General features: G+C 33.5%; 15 protein-coding genes. 12 read left to right on the top strand and 3 right to left on the bottom strand.

The window, feature by feature from the left end; all coding sequences use genetic code 11:
* The first annotated feature begins 23 nt into the window (after positions 1-23).
* The 11 genes from AC1EUV_RS03165 (at position 24) to AC1EUV_RS03115 (ending at position 11,704) form a co-directional block, all read left to right on the top strand.
* Positions 24-1,850, top strand: a complete 1,827-nt coding sequence (locus tag AC1EUV_RS03165) for a WS/DGAT/MGAT family O-acyltransferase (RefSeq protein WP_480197210.1) — start codon at positions 24-26, stop codon at positions 1,848-1,850.
* Positions 1,850-2,782 carry an alpha/beta hydrolase gene (locus AC1EUV_RS03160; RefSeq protein ID WP_480197209.1) on the top strand — a complete coding sequence of 311 codons (933 nt, stop codon included), beginning with the start codon at positions 1,850-1,852 and terminating at the stop codon, positions 2,780-2,782. The genes AC1EUV_RS03165 and AC1EUV_RS03160 overlap by 1 nt, the downstream gene beginning before the upstream one ends.
* 2 nt (positions 2,783-2,784) lie before the next feature.
* Entirely contained in the window at positions 2,785-3,945 is a 1,161-nt protein-coding gene (locus AC1EUV_RS03155) for an alpha/beta hydrolase (RefSeq protein WP_480197208.1), read from the top strand.
* Positions 3,946-4,015: 70 nt separating this feature from the next.
* Positions 4,016-7,264 (top strand): HAD-IB family hydrolase, encoded by a 3,249-nt coding sequence (locus AC1EUV_RS03150; RefSeq protein WP_480197207.1) that lies wholly within the window; start codon positions 4,016-4,018, stop codon positions 7,262-7,264.
* Between the two features lie 14 nt (positions 7,265-7,278).
* Entirely contained in the window at positions 7,279-8,280 is a 1,002-nt protein-coding gene (locus AC1EUV_RS03145) for an NAD(P)H-dependent glycerol-3-phosphate dehydrogenase (RefSeq protein WP_480197206.1), read from the top strand.
* A gap of 6 nt (positions 8,281-8,286) precedes the next feature.
* Positions 8,287-8,631: a hypothetical protein gene (locus AC1EUV_RS03140; RefSeq protein ID WP_480197205.1), complete on the top strand. Its 345-nt coding sequence runs from the start codon at positions 8,287-8,289 to the stop codon at positions 8,629-8,631.
* A 4-nt stretch (positions 8,632-8,635) separates the two neighbouring features.
* Positions 8,636-9,148: a hypothetical protein gene (locus AC1EUV_RS03135; protein ID WP_480197204.1), complete on the top strand. Its 513-nt coding sequence runs from the start codon at positions 8,636-8,638 to the stop codon at positions 9,146-9,148.
* Positions 9,149-9,155: 7 nt separating this feature from the next.
* Positions 9,156-9,956, top strand: coding sequence for an AfsR/SARP family transcriptional regulator (locus tag AC1EUV_RS03130; protein WP_480197203.1), 801 nt, complete (start codon positions 9,156-9,158; stop codon positions 9,954-9,956).
* Positions 9,957-10,134: 178 nt separating this feature from the next.
* Positions 10,135-10,425 carry a hypothetical protein gene (locus AC1EUV_RS03125; RefSeq protein WP_480197202.1) on the top strand — a complete coding sequence of 97 codons (291 nt, stop codon included), beginning with the start codon at positions 10,135-10,137 and terminating at the stop codon, positions 10,423-10,425.
* Positions 10,426-10,583: 158 nt separating this feature from the next.
* Positions 10,584-11,387, top strand: coding sequence for a hypothetical protein (locus AC1EUV_RS03120; RefSeq protein ID WP_480197201.1), 804 nt, complete (start codon positions 10,584-10,586; stop codon positions 11,385-11,387).
* Between the two features lie 20 nt (positions 11,388-11,407).
* Positions 11,408-11,704, top strand: coding sequence for a hypothetical protein (locus AC1EUV_RS03115; RefSeq protein ID WP_480197200.1), 297 nt, complete (start codon positions 11,408-11,410; stop codon positions 11,702-11,704).
* Positions 11,705-11,763: 59 nt separating this feature from the next.
* On the opposite strand, the gene AC1EUV_RS03110 is transcribed toward AC1EUV_RS03115, so the two are convergent.
* On the bottom strand, positions 11,764-12,387 hold the full coding sequence (locus tag AC1EUV_RS03110; protein ID WP_480197199.1) for a thioredoxin family protein: 624 nt from the start codon (positions 12,385-12,387) through the stop codon (positions 11,764-11,766).
* A 5-nt stretch (positions 12,388-12,392) separates the two neighbouring features.
* Positions 12,393-12,911 carry a TlpA disulfide reductase family protein gene (locus AC1EUV_RS03105; protein ID WP_480197198.1) on the bottom strand — a complete coding sequence of 173 codons (519 nt, stop codon included), beginning with the start codon at positions 12,909-12,911 and terminating at the stop codon, positions 12,393-12,395.
* A gap of 155 nt (positions 12,912-13,066) precedes the next feature.
* Here AC1EUV_RS03105 and AC1EUV_RS03100 point away from each other — a divergent pair, with 155 nt between their 5' ends.
* Entirely contained in the window at positions 13,067-13,639 is a 573-nt protein-coding gene (locus AC1EUV_RS03100; RefSeq protein WP_480197197.1) for an MORN repeat-containing protein, read from the top strand.
* Positions 13,640-13,744: 105 nt separating this feature from the next.
* Here the strand turns inward: AC1EUV_RS03100 and preA are convergent, their stop codons facing one another.
* Complete coding sequence (gene preA / locus AC1EUV_RS03095; RefSeq protein ID WP_480197196.1) at positions 13,745-15,079, bottom strand: NAD-dependent dihydropyrimidine dehydrogenase subunit PreA; 1,335 nt, start codon at positions 15,077-15,079, stop codon at positions 13,745-13,747.
* Positions 15,080-15,114 lie beyond the last annotated feature (35 nt).

Genomic DNA, 15,114 nt, shown 5'->3' with positions numbered 1-15,114 from the left:
GCAAAAATATTTAGCAATAATTTATGGCAAAAAAAGTAATTAAAGACATTTTAGATGATGCTTTAGACAGTTCTATTGAGCAAATTTCAGCTCAAGATGCCACTTTTTTATATGCCGAATCACCAACTAGCCCAATGCATATTGGTTCTTTAACTATAGTAGAAGGCTCTCTTAATTTCGAAGATTTTAAAGCAATTTTAGCTTCTAAACTGCATTTAATGCCAAAGTTTAGAAAGCGCTTACTCAACGTACCATTCAATTTAGATTATCCGTATTGGGTAGATGATCCTAATTTTGATATTGATTTACATATAGATAGAATCAAATTACCAGATCCTGCCAATTGGAAAACATTACGCGAAATCACGGCCTCTATTTTTAGTGGCTCATTAGACTTAAGGCGCCCTTTGTGGTCGGTAAGCTTTATTGAAGGATTAGATGAAATTTCGCAGATACCAAAAGGATCGGTAGCAATTATCACTAAAGTTCATCATGTTATGATCGACGGCGCTTCTGGTGTAGGTTTGATGGGGCTACTATTTGATAAAGATAAAGAAGACCGAAGAAAATCAATTCCGCTGCCAAAACCATATGAACCCGATCCGTTACCAGACGAATTGAGCTTATTAATAAAGAGCTCTTCAAAATTTATAAAAGATCCCTTAAAGGCACCTGTAACTATTGGTGAAACAGCTTTAGCTTTAATTAAAGGACAGGCCAATAAAAAATTAAAAGGCAAAAAAGCATTTAACCGACGATCGTTTTCTGTTCCACGTACAATTTTTAATAATAATGTATCCCCAAAAAGAACATGGGGCACGGCCATACTCTCTTTTAATAGAGTTAATACATTGCGCAAAATAATGGGCGTAAGTGTTAACGATATGGTCTTGGCCATTTGCTCGGGAGCATTGAGAAGATATCTAATAGAAAAAGATAAATTACCATCTCAATCATTAGTAGCAAATGTACCTATTTCTATAAGGGTTGAAGGTGAGCAACAAAAAATGGAGAATAAGATTTCTAATATGCTCATACCAATAGCCACGCATATTAAAGATCCTATTGAACGATTAGAATACATACAAGAACAAACCGAAATAGGTAAGAGCAAGCATAAAGCCGTTGGTGCAAAAAGCCTAATGAAAATGGCAGAGAGTGTACCATTTGGTCTTGCAAATTTAGCTGCTGGTTTGTACAGTCGTTATGATATTAAAGAATTAATTCGCCCGCCTTTTAATTGTACAATCACCAATGTTCCTGGCCCAAAAGGAATGCTATATTTAAGAGGACATAAGATTGTAACTACTTTTGGATTAACACCTGTTTTGGATGGTTTTGGATTGATAATCGCAGCGTTCAGTTATAATGGTCAGGTTACCATTACAACCACTTCTGATGCGAATACGATGCCAGATGCCGATAAATTTTCTCGATATATACGTGAGTCAGCTAACGAACTAGAAGAAATTATTAAGAAGAAAGGTAAGAAAAAAGAAGAAGAGAAAATCATCAAAATTCAGAGTACTAATTTTTTTAACGGATTAAGAAAATACTTAAAAGCAAACCCTAAAATTGCTAAAAAATATAAAGATAATTATGGTATTAAGGTGTTGTTGAGCGATGGATCGGAAGCCACATGGCAATTAAAGGAAGGCGTGTTAAAGAAACAAAAGTTATCAAACCCAAAAGCAGCACTTAAAATAAGAGATGAGGTGCTGACGGCGTTATATAATAAAGAATTATTATTTGAAGAGCTCAAAATACAAGGACGAATATTGATAGACGGAACAGCAACTCATCAAAAGAAATTGATAGGATTGCTAGAAGATTTTTTGAAGAATAAGTAATGAAGTACAGTACAAACACATATATCGCTAATGATGGCGAGAAAATTTTTTACTACCACTGGAAAAACAAAAATCCAAAAGGGATTGTTCAAATTGCGCACGGCATTGGTGAGCACGCAGGCCGTTATATTCCTATAGCAACTTTATTACAAGATAATGGTTACGAAGTGTACGCTAATGACCATAGAATACATGGTAATTCGGTAAAATCTAAAGAATATTTAGGTTTTTATGAAGGCGAAAATTATTTTAATGACGCAGTAGAAGATATGCGTGAGTTAACTAATGTTATTAAAGAACACCATTCTAATAAAAAAATCATCTTATTTGGTCATAGTATGGGTTCTTTATTGAGCCGTGAGTATGTTACTAGGTACGGTGATGATTTACAAGCTTTGGTTTTATCAGGAACTGCTAGTTTTATGAAAGGGCTTGGCATAGTGGGCTTAGCAGGTGCTAATGTTGTTAAATTTTTTAAAGGAAAAAAGCATAGCAGTGAGACCCTTAAATCGTTGTTTTTTACAGAGTTCAATAAAAAATTCAAACCAAACAGAACTAAGGTTGATTGGATTAGCAGAGATGAAAAACAAGTGGATTTGTTTGAATCTGACCCGTTACGGATAGAGAATTTTTCTACAAGTGTATTTATTGATATTCTAAAAGGAAGTAAAAAAATAAACCAAAAGCCAACTTTTGAAGCCACGCCAAAACATTTGCCTATTTACATTTTTTCTGGTGATAAAGACCCGGTTGGAGAAATGGGAACTGGCGTAGTTAAGGTGGCAAAGAAATACGAAAAAGCAGGGATTAATGACCTTACTTTAAAAATCTACCAAGGTGGTAGACACGAAATGCTAAATGAAATTAACAAAGAAGAGGTAGAAAGAGATTTTATTAATTGGCTCAATAACCGAATTGAAGCTAAAAACTAATTATGGAAAACAACAAAACACTCTACAAATCATTTACAAAATTAGCCATTAAAGTTGCCTTATCTAAAGGCTACACACTTAAAAAAGCCAAAGATTTAGTAGCGCAAAAATTCGAAAATCATCCTTTTGAGAAACTTATTTTAAAGTCCATTAAAAATGATGAGTTCGATAAAGAAACATTAATTACCTTATTAAATAATTGCATTTCGGTTTGTGAAGATTTTGGGCCTGATCGTGATTATGTAACATTAGTTTTAGTTTTAGAGAGTATTAATAATGAAAAGTCTGTAAAAGATGCAAAAGACATTTCTTCTAAAATAACACAGCATTTCCGTAAAGAAATAACCAGAATAAACAAAGACATCCCTGCGCCACCTTTATTTAATGTAGTTTTAGAAAGCCGCTCTATTATTGAATGGACTACAATGATTGGTTTGTACCATTTAATTCCAAAAAGAAAGAAAGGAAACGATAAACCTGTGCTATTAATGCCTCCTTATTTAGGAAATGACCACTCTACTAAGTTTGTTAGAAAATATTTAAAAGCAATTGGCTTTAAAACATATAAATGGGATTTGGGTGTTAATATGATTAACTCTAAATACTTACCAAAACTAGTGGAACGATTAGACGAGATATTTGAAATTCATCAAGAAAAAGTTAGCCTTGTTGGATGGAGTGGCGGAGGAATTTTTGCAAAGATTATTGCGAATAGATATCCTGAAAAAGTAGAACAATTAATCACTATAGGCTCACCAGTTTGGGGTGTAAAAAACATGCAAACGCCACTGGTAAATGTACTTGAGTTTTTTAGAGGGAAAACACTAAGAGAACGCAACGCAAAGTTTTTAAAAGAACTAGAAGAAATTCCTAAAGTACCAATCACTTGTATTTATACAAAGACTGATGGCCTTGTACCATGGAAGCATTGTCTCGAGGCAGAAACGCTTCGCGATGATATAAAAAATGTAGAAGTATATGGAAGTCATATTGGTTTAGGCGCTAATGCTTCTGTATTGGTAACGGTAGCAAATACATTGATCAAAAACACCCAAGGCGAAGCTCCTAAAGGGTTCATTACTAAACTAGAAAATATCTTTTTCCCACGTTTTTGGGAAAGAAAAAAATTAGATATTGTAAGAGATTTATTACTCATTAATTAATTTTGTTTTTTACAAAAGCCCTTTTTTGAGGGGATCATTTCTGTAAATTAGAGTCTTAAAAATACAACGAGTGCAAAAAGTCATTGACCAACCAAAATTTCAAGAAGAGCTAAAAAAAATAGCTAAGTCGCAAAAGCGAAAACTTCAAGATGTGCAAAAAGAGGCTGAAGCTTGCATTACTGAAATGTATGCCAAGCAAGATCCTTTTGCAAATATGGCAACACTCAAGGGGTTTGAATATATGATGTCTAAGGCTTATGAAGATAAGATAGACGTCGACCCTCAAGAGATCAAGTGGTTAATGAAATTAATGCGCAAAAATTCTGTTGCATTTATTCTTACCCATAAAACCTATTTAGACACGGTAGTCTTAATCAATACTTTGGCAGGATATGGTATGCCAATTCCTTATTTTTTTGGTGGAATAAACTTAGCGATGCCTGGAGTGAAGCAACTAGGTAAAAACTCAGGATTAATATTTCTACGTAGAAGTTTTAAAGATGACGAGGTGTATAAAGCATCATTACGTCATTATATTTCTTATTTAATAGAAAAAGGAGATCACTTAACGTGGAATATTGAAGGAACTCGTTCGCGTACTGGTAAGATAGTATATCCTAAAATGGGTATTTTAAAATACATTATGGAAGGCGAGCAAGAAAGCTCTAGAGATATTAAATATGTACCTGTTTCTATTGTATATGATTTGATTCCTGATGTAAAAGAAATGACGGAAGAAGGTAAAGGAGGAAAAAGTAAACGATCAGAAGATCTAGGTGTTTTTGCTAACTATATTAAAAAATTAGGTTATCAATACGGTCGCGCTGCAATACGTTTTGGTGAGCCAGTAGATGTTTCAGCTCATAGAAATGCCATTATTCCAGATGATGAAGAACAGAGCTATGCTGATAAGAATACTTTACCAAGATTTGCCTTTGAATTGATTCATAAGGCAAATACTATAACACCAGTAACCACAGTTTCATTGGTTTGTAATGTGCTATTGAACAACTTTGCGCTTACTAAAAAAGAGATCGAAGCCAATGTGATCAAGCTCATGAATTATATTGAGCAACGCAAAGAAGATGTCTTATTAGATCGTGGTAATAAGATTGGTGTAACCGTTCAAAAAGCATTGAATTTACTACTGAGTGCTCACATTATTCAAAAGAGTAAAGCAGGCCGTAAAACACAATATAGCCTAGCTGCTAACGAATATTTGTCGGCTACCTATTATGCAAATATGTCTTCAGGGCATTTATACCATAGAGCTTTTATAGAAATAGCTTTGGTAAAGATTAAAGACGACACGTCGCCTGACAGAATTATCCATTTCTGGGAAGAAATCATGCGATTGCGCAACTTGTTTAAGTTTGAGTTTTTCTATACAAATAAGCCTCAATTTAGTAGTGAGATAGAGGAAGAATTAAACCTCTTTGATAAAGATTGGCGTACTATAATTGCTAATCCAGAAGGAGATATTTATGGATTGTTAAAGCGTCAAGAATTATATGTTTCTAAAGGAATATTACTGATTTATTTAGAAGCGAATAAGGTTGTATGTCACACCTTAAATTCTTGGGATCTAGATGATGATTTTATAGATTCAGAGTTTATAGACCTGTGCTTGTTTAAAGGGAAAGAATTGCATTGGCAATCTCGTATTACGCGATTAGACAGTGTTTCTAAACCTTTTTTAACTAGTGCTTTACGTTTTGCTAAGAATAGTAATCTAACTCCAATTGATGGACAAATAAATTATGATCGTCTAGATGACTGGATGGAAGAATTAGACGAGTTAACCAGTCGATTCAATATACTGCAGAAACTTGAAATTAGAGCAATTCGAAAAGCAAAAGAAGTAAAACAAGAAGATGAAAAAGAAGAAAAAGAAACCGTACCAGGTTCGGATATAGAGACTATTTCAGAAAAGATATTACGTCAAGAAGAAGGTTCACATATAGCCGCTTTCTTCGACTTAGATAGAACATTAATAGATGACTTTTCGGCAAAGAAATTTGTACAAAGCAGATTACTTAGTGGAAAATCAACCACCAAGGAATTATTATCGCAATTTGCTACCGTCTTATTATATTCTGCTGGTAATAGAGATTTTGAAGTTTTAACCAAAGTATCCGCATTAGGCGTAAAAGGAATCAAGGAAAAAGAGTTTGAAGTTTTAGGAAAAGGAGTTTATGAAGAGCATTTAGCAGACACTATTTATCCAGAATCTAGAACATTAATCGCATCGCATTTAGAAAAAGGACATAAAGTTGTAATTGTATCTGCAGCAACGATCTATCAGATAAGACCCATAGCAGATGAATTGAGGATTGAAGATGTTTTTTGTACAGAAATGGAAGTAAAAAAAGGACGTTTTACTGGTAAGATTCAAGAAATGTGCTGGGGCGAGGGTAAGGCAAAAGCAGGAAAGAAATTTGCAAAAGAAAATGATATAGATTTATCAAAAAGCTTTTTTTATACTGACAGTTTTGATGACTATCCTTTATTAGAAATTGTAGGAAATCCGTGCGCTACTAACCCAGATAGTAGATTGTCGCAAGTTGCATTTGAAAATGGTTGGCCAATCTTACGATTTGATGAAAGGGATGATCAGCCTATTGTAAATCGTTTTAGAACAGGCTTAGCAGCTGCAAGTATTTATCCTTCCGCTATTAAGGGTTTGGTAAAAGGGGCTATAACAATGTCAAAGAAAGAAGCAATCAATACTACGGTTTCGAGCTTAGGTGATCTAGGAACCAAGTTTGCAGGATTAGACATTGCAGTAAAGGGTAAACAGAACCTTGAAGATTACAGGCCTGCTGTTTTCTGTTTTAATCATCAATCATCTGCTGACTTTTTTATAGTATTAAAGCTCCTAAGAAAAGATGTTACTGGTATTGCAAAAAAAGAATTAGAATATAGTCCAGCAGGACCATTTTTAAAATCTTTAGGAGCCATTTTTATAGATCGATCAAACAAAGAGAAAGCGATTAAATCATTAAATAAAGCCGCGAATGTTTTAAAAAAGGGTACCTCAGTGGCAATAGCTCCAGAAGGAACAAGAAGTGGCAGTAAAGAATTGGGCAGATTTAAGAAAGGGGCTTTTCATTTAGCTATGAAAGCGGGAGTTCCTATCATACCGATTGTGATTAAGAATGCATACATGGCATTGCCAAAGGGAAGCTCAGTATTTAAGCCTACACATATTGAAGTTGTAGTTCTAGATCCAGTAGACACTTCTGAATGGAAACCTAAGTATGTTGAAAAATATGTAGAAGAGGTGCGTAATTTATTTTTAAAAGAATTAGAAGACTAACTAAAAAATAACAAATGAAACTTAAAGTAGGAATACTTGGAGGAGGTTCTTGGGGCACGACAGTAGCTTCAATTGTTGCAAAAAATGCAGAAGCCATAATATGGGCGAGAAATCCAAAGACTGTAAATGAAATCAATGAGCACCATACAAATAGCAAATATTTACCCAATGCAAAATTAACTAGATCATTAAAGGCATCTAATTCTATTGAAGAAACGGTTAAAAACGCTGATTTAATTGTAATGGGTATTCCTTCTCAAAGTTTTAGAAATGTTTTGCTAGAAGCTAAAGAGCATATCCGCCCTTGGATACCAATTGTGAGTTTAGCCAAAGGTTTAGAAATGGGCACTAAGAAACGCATGACTGAAATTATTGAGGAAGAAATGCCGGGTCATCCAGCCGGGGTATTAACTGGACCAAATTTAGCGAAAGAGATTCATTTTGGAAAAGCCGCTGCGGCTGTAATTGCAATGGTAGATGATACTATTGCTAAAAAACTACAGCCTGTTTTTAGCTCTGGTTTGTTTCGTGTTTATACGAATAGTGATGTTATAGGTTGTGAATTAGGAGGTGCATTAAAAAATATTATGGCTATCGCTTCGGGCATGGGTGATGGAGCAAATGCTGGAGACAATACAAGAGCTGCAGTTATCACGAGAGGGTTATCAGAATTAACGCGTTTAGGAGTTGCGATGGGAGGAAAACGAAGAACTTTTGCTGGTTTGGCAGGAATGGGAGATCTTGTAGCTACCTGTTCTAGTGCCAAAAGTAGAAATCATCATGTAGGGTTTCAACTAGGGCAAGGAAAAAGCTTAGAACAGATTATAGAAGAAATGAACGAAGTTGCCGAAGGTGTTAAAACAGCAAAGGTAGTAATGGAATTGGCAAATGATTACAATGTAGAAATGCCAATTTCTGAAGAGGTTTATAAAGTGTTGTATGAAGGAAACAATGTTAATGATGCCTTTAGAGGCTTATTAAAAATAGAAGTTGGCTCAGAAAAAGAACCAGGATAAAAGCACATGAAGAAATTTTTTATTTTCTCAGTTTTATTATTCTTTTTTTCCTGTTCAGAAACAAAATTCAGTACTAAAAAATGGTTGCCTTCCGATGCGATTTTAGACGGCAAAAGAGTTGAAATGTTAAATGATTTGTTGGAAAATCATATTTATTTTGGGATGAATTTTAAGGAAGTGAAAAAATTGCTTGGGGAACCACATCAAAAGGACACTTTATATTTAAAATATCTTATTGAAGAGAAGTATGGAGTAATTGATCCCAACGGATATCAATATTTAAAATTAAACTTTGATGAAAGTGGAGAATTAGTTCAATGGAATATTATAGAAACAGGTTTTAAAGAGTAGTATTATGGCAAAAAAAGCAGATCAAACAGCATCATTTATGGTGCGCTTTAACCAACGTATTTTTGAAGAAGATGGTGAGTCTAAAGTTCAGTGGCGTGGTCGCATTTCGCATGTACAGGATGGCGATGAAAAGCGATTTTCAGATTTTAATGATGCTTTAGAATTTATGCAACAAAAGCTATCTGAGTTGACAAGTGAAGCCACTAAAGATCAGTCATCTGAAGAAAGGGAAAATATACTAGATAAAAGCCTCTCCATGTGGAAGACCATGAAAACAATGGCTCCTCACATTATTAAGGAAACCATAAAAGACCCTAAAAAACAAATCTCAAATATTCAAGACCAACTACAGGGTCAGATTAGTACAATTGGTGAAGAAATAAGCGAAAAAGTACAAATAGATCAATGGCGTAATGCTTCACGATCAGATTTTAAAGAAGTACAAGATTCCTTAAAGCAACTAGCTAGAGAAATAAAAAGACTCAACAGTAAGGTTGATGCTTTAAGTAAAAAGTAATTGTACTATGTCGCTTTCTCCAGAATTGCAGGAATTGAAAGATTTTTATGACAAAGCTGAAATTAGAATTCAGACTTTAGGGCAATTCAACGTATGGAAGAATGGCGAAAAAATAGACTCTAAACAATGGGGACGAGATAAAACGATCCAATTACTACAATATCTAATTTCAAACCGTCAACGACACGCACTTCACAAAGAAAAAATTATGGATCATCTTTGGGATGAAGGAGATGATCGCGATTTTAAAGTTGCGTTACATGGCATCAATAAAGCTTTAGAACCAGATAGACCTCCAAGAACAGAACCAAAATATTTAGTCAGGCAAGGGTTGAGTTATCAATTAGACATGGATCAAGTTTGGATAGACGCTGAAGCTCTTGAAAATTATGTAATTATTGGTAATGAATTTTATGGCTCAGATAATGCTATTGCCAAAGAAGCATATAAAAAAGCTATTGATCTATATAAAGGTATTTACTTACCAAATAGAATTTATGAAGATTGGTCTTCTGAAGAGCGTGAAAAAATTCAGTTACTAATTTTAGGAGCCTATATCACATTGGCAGAGATTATTCTTGAAAAAAAGCCACTAGAAAGCATTCGATTAGCGCAAAACGCATTAGCTATTGATCCTACTTGGGAAGATGCCTATCGTATACAAATGCAAGCTTATTTAGCTAAAGGAAATCGCCCTCAAGCAATTAAAGCATATCAAAAATGTGTAGATATTCTTGATGAAGAATATGGCATTGATCCGCTACCAGAAACTAAAAAACTGATCAAAAAAATAGAAGAAATTAGTTAAGCTAATTTTCCTTCCGCGAAAGCAAAATGTTCCTAAACAATAATTATAAAATTACGTTGCAACTCATTTGTAACTCACCAATAGTATGTTTGCCCCAGATTAAATAATCAGAACCCTCATTGAGGGAATTATTAGAAAATTATTAACGTATAAATTAGAATTAAAAAATATAAAAGATATGGCAACTAAAACTAAAAAAACAGTAACAAACAAAGTTTTTAAAACTGTAGATACAGTAAAACAAGCAGCTACTAAAACAAATGATTTCGCTTTAAAAACTACAGAAGAAGTAGTAACAGAAATGATAAATGCTGCTACTAAATGGCAAACAGTAACTGCTAAAGCTGTAAAAGGTGGATTAAAAGTAGCAGACACACAACAAAACATGATTTTTGATTCTTTAGAGACTGCTAAAGGTCATATCTTAAATGGTGTTAAGAGATCAAAAACATTATTTAGTAAAAATTAGTTCATAGAGTTAGGTTAGTTAAAAAGGTCAAGACTTCATTTAGAAACTTGACCTTTTTCTTTGCTAAAAGATTGATAAACATTATTGTAACTCATTTGTAACTCCCACTATTTATTTTTGTGCCATAAATAGTTAGAATAAAACATAAACAACATATGATGACAGCTAAAAAAAGTAAAAAATCAGGAAAATTAGAGAACGCTAAAAAGATCGTTAAGAAAATAAACAACGATTTAATAGATACTTCTTTCAATGCTATTGAAACTACAGTTAAAACTGGAGAAAAATGGCAAAAATTAACTTCTAAGTTGATTAAAAAAGCAGAACCTTTATCTAAACAACAGATCAATATGGTTGTTGATACTGCAGAAAATATTAAAGGTCAGTTAGAGCATAGTACAGATCGCTTAAAGAATTTAGTAGGTTATGACCCTAAGATGATCGAACAAGCTAAAAGAATGGTAACAGGTCACCCTTTGGCTCAAAAAGCTGAAGAAACTGCGGAAAAGATTAAGAAGAATCCTTTAGTAAAGAAGGCTGAGAAAATGGCTAATAAATTAAAAAAGGAATTAAATGAAACTATTGAAGACGTTAAGGATAAGGTTGAGGACGTTGCTGACGATGTAAAAGACAAGGTAGAAGATGTAGTTGAAGATGTTCAAGAGAGAGTAGAAAAAACTATCAAGACACAAACTAAAAAGGCTCCAGCTAAGAAAAAAGCGGCTCTTAAAAAATCAGCGGCTAAAAAAGTTGCTGCTGTGGTAAATGACCTTAAAGTAATTAAAGGAATTGGCCCTAAAATGGAAGGCGTATTAAACAAAGGTGGTATTACTTCATTTACTGATTTGGCGAAAGCTACTATTAAGAGTTTAGATAAAGTAATTAGCGATGCTGATATGAATCCTAGCATGTACAATACAACCGATTGGAAAGCACAAGCTAAAGAATTAGCAAAAAAATAAATCTGTTAAAGATATTACACATGAAAAAAAATATTAAAAACATAGAAAAGGCTCTTAAGAACATAGATATGAAAAAAGCTTTTAGTACAACAAAGAATGTAGTAAAAAACTCAAATGAGTTTGCACTAAACTCTACCGAGGTACTTGTAACTGAGTCTTTAGTTGTTGCTGAGCAATGGCAAAAAGTTACTAAAAAGGCAATTGCCGGAGGTTTTAAATTAGCGTCTAACCAACAAGATTTAGTTTTTGAAGCGTTAGAAGCAGTAAAAAATCAATATATGTACGGAAGAAAAAAAGTAACTAAGCTTTTTGCTTAAGTAGCATAGATTATTTGAATTAAAAAAAGCCAAGCTATTTAGCTTGGCTTTTTTTTGGTTTATGATTTTATTGAACAACCAATAGCTCTTGTATAAGTTGTTTCTATTTCTTTACCACTTAGCAAGGCATCTAGTGCATTTTCGGCATATTTAATTTTAACCATGCTCGATCTACGAGAACTATCATCTAGTGCACCAATATATTTTACGCGTAAACCTTCTTTCTCTTTTTTCAGAATATAAGCGTGCGGTGTAGCTGTAGCTCCATATTGAGGATAAATTGTTTGTCCGTCATCAAATAAATACGGAAACGTAAATCCTTTTTCTTTTGCTCTAACTTTCATCAATTCAAAACTATCACCTGGTTGTACTGCTGGGTTATTAGGATTGATTGCAATAACTGGGTATCCTTTTTCTTTGTATTTTTTGTCAAGAGCAATAATACGATCTTCATTTGCCACAGAAACAGGACAAGTATTACATGTAAAGACTATAATAAACCCTTTAGCATCTTTAAAATCAGCTAAAGAAACGAGTTTATCATCAATATTTTTTAATTTAAAATCGGTAGCAATATCACCAACTTTATAACCCTCTCCAATAATGGTGTTTTCATTAACCATTGTAAATGCAGAAAAGACTGCTATGATTATAAGTGATAAAATAAGTTTTAAGTGTTTCATAAGATTTAAATTTTTGTGAATTTTTTTACTTCATTAAACAGCTCTTCTTTAGTAAAAGATTGTTCATAAAATGCTCTTTTGTTTTTATTATAGATTATAGTTGCTGGTATCGCGCCAGACCATGTTGAATCTATTTTTGGAATCCATTCATTTTCATTTGGAGCATCTAATAATAATACCTCTGGAGTTATTTTATGTTTTTCAACAAACGGAATCAATTTATCATTCAGTTTTTCAGGAAAATCTAAGCTTACCAATAATACTTTTAATTCATCATCGGTATATACCTTTTCAAGTTCTTGAAAATAGGGTAGTTCTTTTATGCATGGTTTACACCAAGTAGCCCAAAAATTAACAACATAAGTTTTATCATCTTCACTTAAAAAAGTTTCTAACCCCTTAAAATCAATAGTCTTAATAGTGGTAGAATCGGATTTTAAAGAAGAAGTTTCTTTATTTTCTCTCTCTTCTTTACAGGAAAATAATACAGCTATAAAAGCAACTAAAAAAAGATGTTTTATCATTGTTCAATTTTGATTAGTGCTAAATTAAAAATTTATATATCTGTTACTATCTAAAAAGTTAAAGTTTAACAGAATTATAACTTATTCATTTTCAGACTATATTACGTATAATAAATTAAGGTATTACGCGTTAATTAATATATAAATCGGTAATCATGAAAAAGCTATTATTTTTATTATTTGCTTTCCCTTTAATTTTAGCTGCACAAACTAACGAAAACTCTGTTGCAGTAACTAAGAGTGATATAGAAGATTCTCTACCTAAAGTTAAAGAATCTAAACAGAAGAAAACTGTTTACAAAAAACCTTTTTGTATAAATGGTGATTGTAAAGAAGGAAAAGGAAAAATGCAATATAAAAGTGGGATTTATGAAGGAGATTGGAAAGATGGTCTTCGTCATGGATTTGGAAAATTTACATGGAGTAATGGTGACACCTATTCTGGAGTATGGAATAATGACAAACGTCATGGTCAAGGAACCTATATTTGGAGTGATGGTTCTAAGTATTCAGGAAACTATAGCCATGGTATAAGAAGTGGTTATGGGCTTTATTATTACACTAATGGCACCATTTACGAGGGAACTTGGCAGAATAATTTAAAGCACGGTATTGCAAACTTTTATTATAAAGAAAGTGTAAATATTGGTGGTAGATATCACAACAACGAATATGTGAGCGGAACTGGAATTAACCAAGAATCTTACAAGTACAAACCAGAAAACTAAAGTTGTAAGTTTTTTTATTAACTTACGACTATAAAATTTGTAAATCATCTTGATTTACAATCTTTTTCATAGCAATTTCCCACCTTTTAATCGAGGTGGGTTTTTTTATTTTGTTTTTAGCGCATCTGTAGGTTTTGGTACATAATGATGCTTTCCTCCGGCTCTGTCATCATCAAAAGTTACTGGAATGTCGTCGTTTTGCGTACGTTCATCCCAGGTGATGTGCTGAGTTCCATCATCCTTTTTGACCATAGTAATACAATCTTCTACAGGACATACTAAAGAACATAAATTACAGCCTACACAATTTTCCTCAATAATACTCGGTATTCTATTTAATGGATCTTCTGATAAGGCAATTGCTTGATGCGCACCGTCATCACATGAAATATAACATAATTCACAACCTACACATTTATCTGGATTGATTTCAGCAACAACTTTATGTTTCAAGTTGAGGTGTTTCCACTCTGTTACATTTGGTAAAGCCTTTCCTGCAAAATCATAAATAGTATTATAATTTTTTTCTTCCATAAATTGGCGTAAACCAGCCTCCATTTCACGAACAATTCCAAAACCGTAGTGCATTACAGCTGTACAGACTTGAACAGAAGTTGCTCCTAACAAAATAAACTCTACCACATCACGCCAAGTTTCTACACCTCCGATGCCAGAAATAGGCACTTTATTAATTTCAGGATGTTGAGCCAGTTCACGAATCATATGCATAGCAATGGGTTTTACCGCAGGACCGCAATAACCACCGTTTGACCCTTTGCCATCAACAATAGGATAAGGTGCATATGTATCAAGATCAATACCTACAATACTTTTTATGGTGTTTATCAATGAAATAGAATCTGTTCCCCCTTTAACCGCTGCTAAACCAGGATCAGTAATTTCAGATATATTCGGCGTTAATTTTGTAATAACAGGAATATTGGCGGCATTTGTTACCCAACCTACTATAGTTTCTAATACTTCTGGTTCTTGACCAACGGCAGAACCCATACCGCGCTCACACATTCCATGAGGGCAACCGAAATTTAATTCAATTCCGTCTGCCCCAGCATTTTCAACATCTTTTATAATTTGCTCCCATTCAGCCTTGCTTTCTACCATTAGTGAAGCAATCACAGCATGATCTGGAAAATATTTTTTAACCTCTTCAATTTCTCTAAGATTATCTGCTAATGGACGATCGGTAATCAATTCAATATTATTGAATCCCATCATTCGGGTGTTTCGATAGTTCACTGAGCCATAACGACTTGAGACATTTACTACCGGTACACCTAATGTTTTCCAAACAGCACCTCCCCAACCTGCATCAAAAGCTTTCATGATCTGATATCCTGAATTTGTTGGTGGCGCAGATGCCAACCAAAATGGATTAGGAGCTTTAATTCCTGCAAAATTTATAGATAAGTCTATCATCATTATTCTTTTTTGTCATTCCGCACTTGATGCGGAAT

The organism is Maritimimonas sp. 2304DJ26-3 (genome assembly GCF_056591635.1).
The sequence above is the reverse complement of the archived record's forward strand: the minus strand, read 5'-3'. Positions and strand labels throughout refer to the sequence as shown.